Origin of the sequence: Agriterribacter sp. (assembly GCF_035444585.1) — a bacterium.
GTDB lineage: Bacteria > Bacteroidota > Bacteroidia > Chitinophagales > Chitinophagaceae > Agriterribacter.
Window position 1 is genome coordinate 1 of record NZ_DAOMOZ010000225.1, and the last position, 7,380, is coordinate 7,380.

The 7,380-nt window shown below is 42.4% G+C and carries 7 protein-coding genes; 1 reads left to right on the forward strand and 6 read right to left on the reverse strand.

Features of this window, described 5'->3' with window-relative positions; genetic code table 11:
* Nucleotides 1–263: 263 nt before the first annotated feature.
* From tnpA to PLH26_RS18300, 5 genes are all read right to left on the reverse strand, one after another.
* Nucleotides 264–725 carry an IS200/IS605 family transposase gene (tnpA, locus tag PLH26_RS18280; RefSeq protein WP_324587474.1) on the reverse strand — a complete coding sequence of 154 codons (462 nt, stop codon included), beginning with the start codon at nt 723–725 and terminating at the stop codon, nt 264–266.
* A gap of 75 nt (nt 726–800) precedes the next feature.
* Entirely contained in the window at nt 801–2,291 is a 1,491-nt protein-coding gene (locus PLH26_RS18285; protein ID WP_324587475.1) for a TlpA family protein disulfide reductase, read from the reverse strand.
* A gap of 43 nt (nt 2,292–2,334) precedes the next feature.
* Nucleotides 2,335–3,552: a diaminopimelate decarboxylase gene (gene lysA, locus PLH26_RS18290; RefSeq protein ID WP_324587476.1), complete on the reverse strand. Its 1,218-nt coding sequence runs from the start codon at nt 3,550–3,552 to the stop codon at nt 2,335–2,337.
* 306 nt (nt 3,553–3,858) lie between these two features.
* Entirely contained in the window at nt 3,859–4,743 is an 885-nt protein-coding gene (locus tag PLH26_RS18295) for an aldose 1-epimerase family protein (RefSeq protein WP_324587477.1), read from the reverse strand.
* A gap of 409 nt (nt 4,744–5,152) precedes the next feature.
* Nucleotides 5,153–5,770, reverse strand: a complete 618-nt coding sequence (locus tag PLH26_RS18300; protein ID WP_324587478.1) for a WbqC family protein — start codon at nt 5,768–5,770, stop codon at nt 5,153–5,155.
* A gap of 294 nt (nt 5,771–6,064) precedes the next feature.
* Here PLH26_RS18300 and PLH26_RS18305 point away from each other — a divergent pair, with 294 nt between their 5' ends.
* Complete coding sequence (locus PLH26_RS18305; protein ID WP_324587479.1) at nt 6,065–6,523, forward strand: LEA/WHy family protein; 459 nt, start codon at nt 6,065–6,067, stop codon at nt 6,521–6,523.
* A gap of 616 nt (nt 6,524–7,139) precedes the next feature.
* Here PLH26_RS18305 and PLH26_RS18310 read toward each other — a convergent pair.
* Nucleotides 7,140–7,361: a PspC family transcriptional regulator gene (locus PLH26_RS18310; protein WP_152270788.1), complete on the reverse strand. Its 222-nt coding sequence runs from the start codon at nt 7,359–7,361 to the stop codon at nt 7,140–7,142.
* Nucleotides 7,362–7,380: the final 19 nt, after the last annotated feature.

A 7,380-nucleotide genomic window follows, 5' to 3' on the forward strand; every position in this document is an offset into this window, starting at 1 on the left:
GATGTATTCCCACATCCCGAAGGGATGCAAGGTTTATAATATACACAGACAGATCACCTGCGACCCCAAAGAGGGTCGTACAGTTCAATTTCAACTATTGAGTTGTAAACCCAGACCCTTTCAGGGTCAACATCAATTCCTGCAACCGGTTTCAGCGGATGTATTCCCACATCCCGAAGGGATGCAAGGTTTATAATATACACAGACAGATTATCTGCGACCCCAAAGAGGGTCGAACCATGAAACACCATGTAATGTGCACTTCAATCCAGCCAGTCAAATAGATATTGCTCTCCGTATGGTATTTCAAATTTCTCCAGGAGAGTAATGTATTCTTCTTTAAATGTTTTCTTTCGGTGATGTTCTTTCTGGTTCATAATATACCGGATCACATTATCAAGATGTGAATGACTGTACGAAAAAGCCCCAAAACCTCCCTGCCAATTGAATTTGGATTTTGTAAACCCGTTTTCATTAATAAATTCGTTCGTGGATTTTTTCACTTCTCTTACCAGGTCAGATAAACAACAGGCGGGTTTCATGCCTATCAGAATATGAATGTGATCCGGCATACCGTTAATGGCGAGTAATTTCTGGTCCTTGTTGCGAATGATGCCTGTGGTATACTGGTATAACTGTTCTTCCCAGGATGATTGTATCAATGCCTGCCGGTGCTTTACAGCAAATACAACCTGGATGTACATTTGAGAAAATGTTCCTGCCATATAGTGTGTTTTAGGTTAACAACTATACCAAGGTAAAAAATATTGATGAGCCAGGTGCAGTTTTCCGAATCATTTTCATTGCACATACTTCTCTATCTGCCGGTATAACTTCTTTTTTTCGGAAGGACGGTAAGCATCAAATTCAACAATATAGCCAGAGCGGCTGATCACAACATACAAGGGAAGCGCATATCCCCTGCCCTGCCAGAAGATCCTGGACAGATCCTTTACCAGCTTTTCATTTGCCCGGATATGGCTGCCGCGGAGATCAAAGTATTTGATCAGCTCCTTCCATTCTGTTTCGTGCAACTGCTTGTCAACGGAAATATAAAGATGCTCCACACCCTTGGATTTCAAAAACCGGTGCAGGTCGTTCTCATGATCAAACTGGTCTTTGCAGGTAATGCACCATGTTGCCCAGAATTCAATGAATACGGCTTTCCCTAAAAAAGGTTTCATCAGTTGTTTAAACGAATCAATCGCTGCATAACCCGGTATGAGCTTCTGTTCAGCGGTAAAATCCCCTTTCACCTTATCGTACCATGCATTTGCTTTTTTTAACAGAGGCTCGAGGTAGAAGGTATAGCGGCTCCGGGGATAGCGCTTCTTAAAGTCATTTGAAAACTTCACCAGCTCCGCATAGTTTTTTTCCCGGCTCAGCTCCGTAAATAATATTCCTGCTTCCAGATATTCGGCCACATCAGGCGAAAGATTGCTTCGTATGGTTTGAAAAGATTCTCTCATCCCGGCAGCCCATCCCGGAGCAGTTACCGCTTTATTGTTTCTCCTGATCCATTGAATATACCCGTTGATATAATTGCCTGCATACAAATTAAAGCCTCCATTGTATCCGAAGGTTTGCAATGCCGCTATATTATTAACAGGATATTGCCTGTACAGCTTATCCCACAACACGGCAAAATCGGCCGGAAATACAGGCTTAAAAAGCGGGTGATCTTCGGAAAGCTGTGTTAATGCAAATTTCCCGGATATGATCTCCGAAATAACAGAGGCATGGTAATAGTCCAGGTTCAGTTGCATGAAATCCATAAACGCCTTATCTATCTTCCTCTCATCATATAATATTTTAAAAACCTTAAGACGAACATTTTTATCGTTCATTACATGCCTTTCCAGCAAAGCCGCGGTAGTATCTTTTTTATAACGGGATACCAGGTTGCCGGGATAGGTAAGTTCCATTGAAGTGAATATTTCCTGTCCGCCGCCGTTGTTCCCTTCTATGCTCACCGGCTTGTCTATATTGCTCTCATCAATGGATACACGGAGGTGATCGCCGGGCTGCACAAATAAACGAATGACACGGTCCATTATGCGGATATGCACAAAACCGGTTTGCGTTTCCCTGAGTGTAATATTATAATTTCCGCCGGTGAGGGTATCTTCCCGTACAGCGCCCCAAAAAACAATATGATTCACGGGCAGTGTAAAAGAAAGGGGGCCCCGGCTTTCATTTTTAACCCGCAGTTCAATGGTGGCGGCAACTTCCCCCGCTGCCACGGATGCTAAAAAAAATAAGAACAGGAACAGAAAGGAAAATTGCTTCATTACAAACAAATATTGCCGGGTTGACGGTTGGCTTAAAGATACATTAATCCGCCATTACTACCTGCGTTGCCAATAAATCTTCCAGCGTACCACGCCGCCGCACAAGCACGGGCTTATTGTCCTTTACAAGTACTTCGGCAGGCTTGAACCTCGAATTATAGTTAGATGCCATTTCAAACCCGTAGGCGCCGGCATTATAAAATACAAGGTAGTCGTCTTCGCGTATTTCAGCAACCATCCTGTCTTCCGCAAAATTGTCTGTTTCACAAATATTGCCTACTATATTATAACGGTGTGGTGCAGCCCCGGCATTGGATATATTTTCTATATGGTGATAGGACCCGTAAAACATCGGCCGTATCAAATGATTGAGCCCGCTGTTCACGCCCGCAAAACAGGTGTCGCCCGATTGTTTTAATACATTTACCTGCACAATAAAATACCCGGCTTCACTCACTAAAAATTTTCCCGGTTCAAACCACACCTGCAGCCTGCGGTTATGCAGCTTTTCAATGGACTCAAACTCTGCTTTCACTTTCTTCCCCAGGGCGGCTATATCGGTTCCTTCTTCCCCTGGCGCATAAGGCACTTTAAATCCCCCGCCCAGGTCAATCACTTCCAGCTCGGGGAAATGCGGGATCAGCTCAAACAACACTTCAATACCCCTGGCAAATACTTCCACATCTTTAATTTCACTGCCGGTATGAATGTGGAGGGTACGAATGTGCAGTTTTTTTTCTTTCATCAGCTGAACTACTTTGTCTGTGTCTTCTACCGGAATACCAAATTTGCTTTTATTATGTCCGGTTGAGATCTTAAGGTTACCGCCGGCCATGATATTGGGCCGTAAACGGATACCCACAGGATAGCTGTGCCCGTACTTTTCGCCAAATTTACCAAGGTTAGAAAGGCTGTCTATGTTTACATGCACACCCAGCGACACGGCCTTTTCAATTTCACTGAATGCAATGTTGTTGGAGGTATACAAAACCTGTTCGGGGGCAAAGCCTGCCATAAGAGCCAGTTGCACTTCATTTACCGAGCTGCAGTCGGCATTGCAGCCTATGCTTTTAATGTGTTTGAGCACATTGATATTGGTGAGCGCTTTGCAGGCGTAAAAAAATGTAGTATCGGTTTGCGCAAAAGCTTCCTGTAAGCGGCGGTATTGTTCCGTTATTCTTTCGGCGTGGTATACATACAGCGGTGTACCGAATTTGCCTGCTGTTTCCAATAGCTGCTGATGCGTTAAAACCTGGGGCATAAAATTTGAATCCTTTGTCGCTTATCCTGTAAAAAGGCGAATATTGAAAGCGGGAAGAACAGAACGGTTATTTCTCACCACTATACTTTCACGCTACCTTTTATTTAGGGTGAAAAATATTTTCGCCAGCGAAATTACTGCAATGGCGCTAAAGGCGGAAATATTTGAAATTTACAGCTTCTCCGGGCAGTCAGCGTTCAGCCATCAGCTCTCAGCTAACACATTCGCCCAATACCACTAATCTCCCTCGCCTTTCACCTCTCACCTCTCACCTCTCACCATTCACTACTCACTACTCACTACTCACTACTCACTCATCCCAACTCCCCAGCTTCTTTCAAAAACCGATCCCGGCGCCAGGCGGTTTATCCCCTCCTTTTCTGTCAGTTGCTGGCTGCTGGTTACCGGGTCGGCAATTCCGCACCAGGGCTCTATACAAACAAAGCCGGCGTCTTTTGCCGCCCATATGCCGAGGTAGGGAAAGCCGGGGAAATTAAATTCAATCCCTTTGTCATGTTTTGACGCCAGCAAACGTACCGCATCCGACCGGAGGTTCTTAAAAACGAGCGCGTCCCTGTAAAAAAGCTCCTTCCGCAATGGCAGCTTATTGGTGCCCGCTAAAAAAGGTTCGGCACGGGTTTCAATCAACCCCTCCGGAGAAATGGGCCACCTGACGGCATTTTCGGTTTTATTGAATTCAAGGTAATGGTCATCATAACCCGTTCCTTCAACAACAGGCACTTTAAAAGCCGGGTGCCCGCCCACAGAAAAATACATATCGCCGTTCCCGGTATTTCTTACCCTGTACGTAACCGTTAACCGGTCTTGCTGTAAGAGGTATATGATATCAAACACAAATTCAAAAGGGAATTTTTGCAGGGTATCTGCATTGCTGAGCAGACTGAAGCCAAGGGAAGATGTTGTTTGTTCAGCAACGGTAAAATCCATATCCCTGGCAAAGCCATGCCGCCCCAGGTGATAGGCTTTGTTATTATAATAGTAAGTGTTGTTTTTTAATGTGCCGATAACGGGAAATAAAACCGGCGAATGTTTGCCCCAGAATGCGGGATCACCGTTCCACATGTATTCCAATTGCTGTTTTTTATTGTACAGGCTCATCAGCTCTGCGCCTTTTGCCTGTACGGTAACGCTCAGATGATCATTTTGGACGGTATAGGTATTCCCTGGCATTGTCAATGATTTTATTGAATTAAATGAATAGGTTAACAGGAAGTCTATTGCTGGCATCTTCGTTCATCAGGATGCCTAAATTCCGCTTTTTTAAATTACAGAGGAAAGCAACAGATAAATAATGATATATGCGTAAAGCCGGAAAATCAACTGTTCAAACAAAATCATAATGTATAAACATTTTCATGACTTAAACGACTCATTCTATAAAGCACTCCCGGAATCATAAAGTTCAGCACTTCTGCCTTGCATAGTTCCAAAAACGATAATTTTTATTTTACCGGCGCCGGAACCCTGCTGCGGCTGATGTTGCGACGCTCCGTTTATCGTTCTTATCACTGCTCACCCTTAAACATTTTAGCCACACCATTTAACCGCTGTTCCTATGTGGGAATTGCGGGAAAACGGTTTACTCCTTCAATAAGCGGACAGCATTCGGGCCTTCGCAGAATAAAAGATCTATAATACTAAGGTTAGCTTTAAAACCCAGCCGGTCTTCAAAAACCTGCTTATATACCGGGCAGCTTCCGGCAAAGGATCCAAAGTTTTTGGGAAGCACCCTGCCCCTCATGTCCAGGAATTCTCCGGGCGGATAATCTTTTTGCCAGGTTTCTGTAAAGCTTATCTCCACATCAACTTTTAATTTTTGAATGGTCCAGCGTAAAAGCTCAAGGTTCCAGTCCCAAAGCCAGGTGTATTTCGTATTATAAAAAACGTTCATTTCATCTTTATAAAATTCAAACCAGGGCGACCGGTTATAAGCAGAAATGATGGATCGCCAGTGAAGGGGTTGCCAGCGATGAGCATTGTCAATTTTCACCTCACGGATCATTTTACCTGAATGTCTTCCGCCTTCCACCGGAATGCTCAAATGGAGCAAACCATTAGCCCCCGCAATAACGCAGCGGTTGCGAAAACTCATTTTTTGCCAGGCTTCATATTGCTCAATTCTTAAATACCTGAAATCAATTGAATTTTTATATTCAATAATTGGTGCAAAATACTGTAAATCAGATAGTATAGTCACTGTATATATAAATTTATACTTTAAAACACTTCAAAAATAGAAATGGTCAAAATCATACTGTTTTATGCTTTTTTTATTAACAATTTAATATAAGTTATTAACATTTAATAAATTGACTATTAATACATTGAATATAAATTTTAATACTAAATAATTGAGTTAATCAAAATAATAGGTTTTGACAAAATTACAGGTCCTAAAACTAAGCTTTTTAGCTGTGGTTTGGGGAATGTTTAACGCTATTTTTCCGCAGGATTTTATCCAACCCTTTCCCTTGCACCCTATTTTTGCAATATGAATAAAAAAACCGGCTACTCCTTTTTATGCCTCGCCGCGGCATTTGCTTTTGCGTCCTGCAGAGAAATTATTGCCCCGGAATACGTTGATGTTGAAAATGTGGAGATCAATGCCGGCAGTCTTACCAACACCACCCTTTCGGCCAGCGTGAGGTTGTATAATCCCAACAGATCCAATCTCACTTTCAAATCGGGAAGTCTGGATATTTATGTTGACAACCGGTTATTGGGGCATACCGAATTAGACACTACCATTCACATCAGCCGTCTCGATACATTTCATATACCGGTACTGGTCCATATCAATTTCAGTAATGTAATAGGCAATGCTTTGTCGCTGGCTTTACAGGATTCTGTTTTATTAAGACTGGAAGGAAAAATGCGGGTGGGACGGTCAGGAGTATTTATAACCCGTCCGGTTTTTTACGAAAACAAAGAAAAGCTGCAATTGTTCTGAGCGGTGAGAAAGAAAAAAAAAGCTCCCGAATCATTAGGATAGAGGATCAGGAGCTTTCATAGGATGTTCATTCAATGGATAACTGGATTCGGTTTTTACATTGGATCCTGGACTTTTGGTTTTTCATGACGGACGTTTGGACTTTGGGGTTTTTCACTCGGACAATTGGACAATTTGGTTTTTACATTGGATCTGGATCCGGGCTTTTCACAGAATAAATCTTTTATTTCATTGATAAGGTTTTTATCAAATTTAATTTCAGTTAATCACATCTAAACCTGCGTCGGGTATATAACGCAGCGCTGTATATAAATTGCATTCTGTTCTGCCTTTTTTGAACAAACAGGATTAATTTCATAAAATACTAAGTACATCTACGTAACAATATACCTTTCAAACGTTTGCATTGTTGCAAATGAAATTGCGCTTCTTCCTGTTCATCGCCCCTGAAAATTTTAAATAGCTACAATTCAATACTGCTAATCATTAACATAGATCAATATTATGCAACAAAACGGACAGCAACCGGATTTCAAATCCGCCGGTTGTAGCGAAGTCTCTGACTTCGCACACCATATGTTCTTCCGGGACTTTTGTCCCGCAAAGCATCAACGACCTAACTGTTCTTCAACGGATTCCTGCGCCGGTTCCAGATATAGTTGCGGATGTTTACCCAAAAAGCCAGGAACATGTATATGATTATGGGAGATCCCATGGTGAGAAGGGAAATATAAATAAAGTGTTTGCGGATGGTAGTATTGGCGATACCCATTTTTTCACCAATATAGGAGCAAACCCCAAACACCTGCCATTCAATAAAGTGCTTGAACTTATTCATACTGCTAAATTATAAAAAA

Excerpts from the sequence above, each read along its gene's own strand:
- PLH26_RS18285 (WP_324587475.1), bottom strand. The coding sequence starts at position 2,291 with ATGAAGCAATTTTCCTTTCTGTTCCTGTTCTTATTTTTTTTAGCATCC.
- PLH26_RS18310 (WP_152270788.1), bottom strand. The coding sequence starts at position 7,361 with ATGAATAAGTTCAAGCACTTTATTGAATGGCAGGTGTTTGGGGTTTGC.
- lysA (WP_324587476.1), bottom strand. The coding sequence starts at position 3,552 with ATGCCCCAGGTTTTAACGCATCAGCAGCTATTGGAAACAGCAGGCAAA.
- PLH26_RS18305 (WP_324587479.1), top strand. The coding sequence starts at position 6,065 with ATGAATAAAAAAACCGGCTACTCCTTTTTATGCCTCGCCGCGGCATTT.
- tnpA (WP_324587474.1), bottom strand. The coding sequence starts at position 725 with ATGGCAGGAACATTTTCTCAAATGTACATCCAGGTTGTATTTGCTGTA.
- PLH26_RS18295 (WP_324587477.1), bottom strand. The coding sequence starts at position 4,743 with ATGCCAGGGAATACCTATACCGTCCAAAATGATCATCTGAGCGTTACC.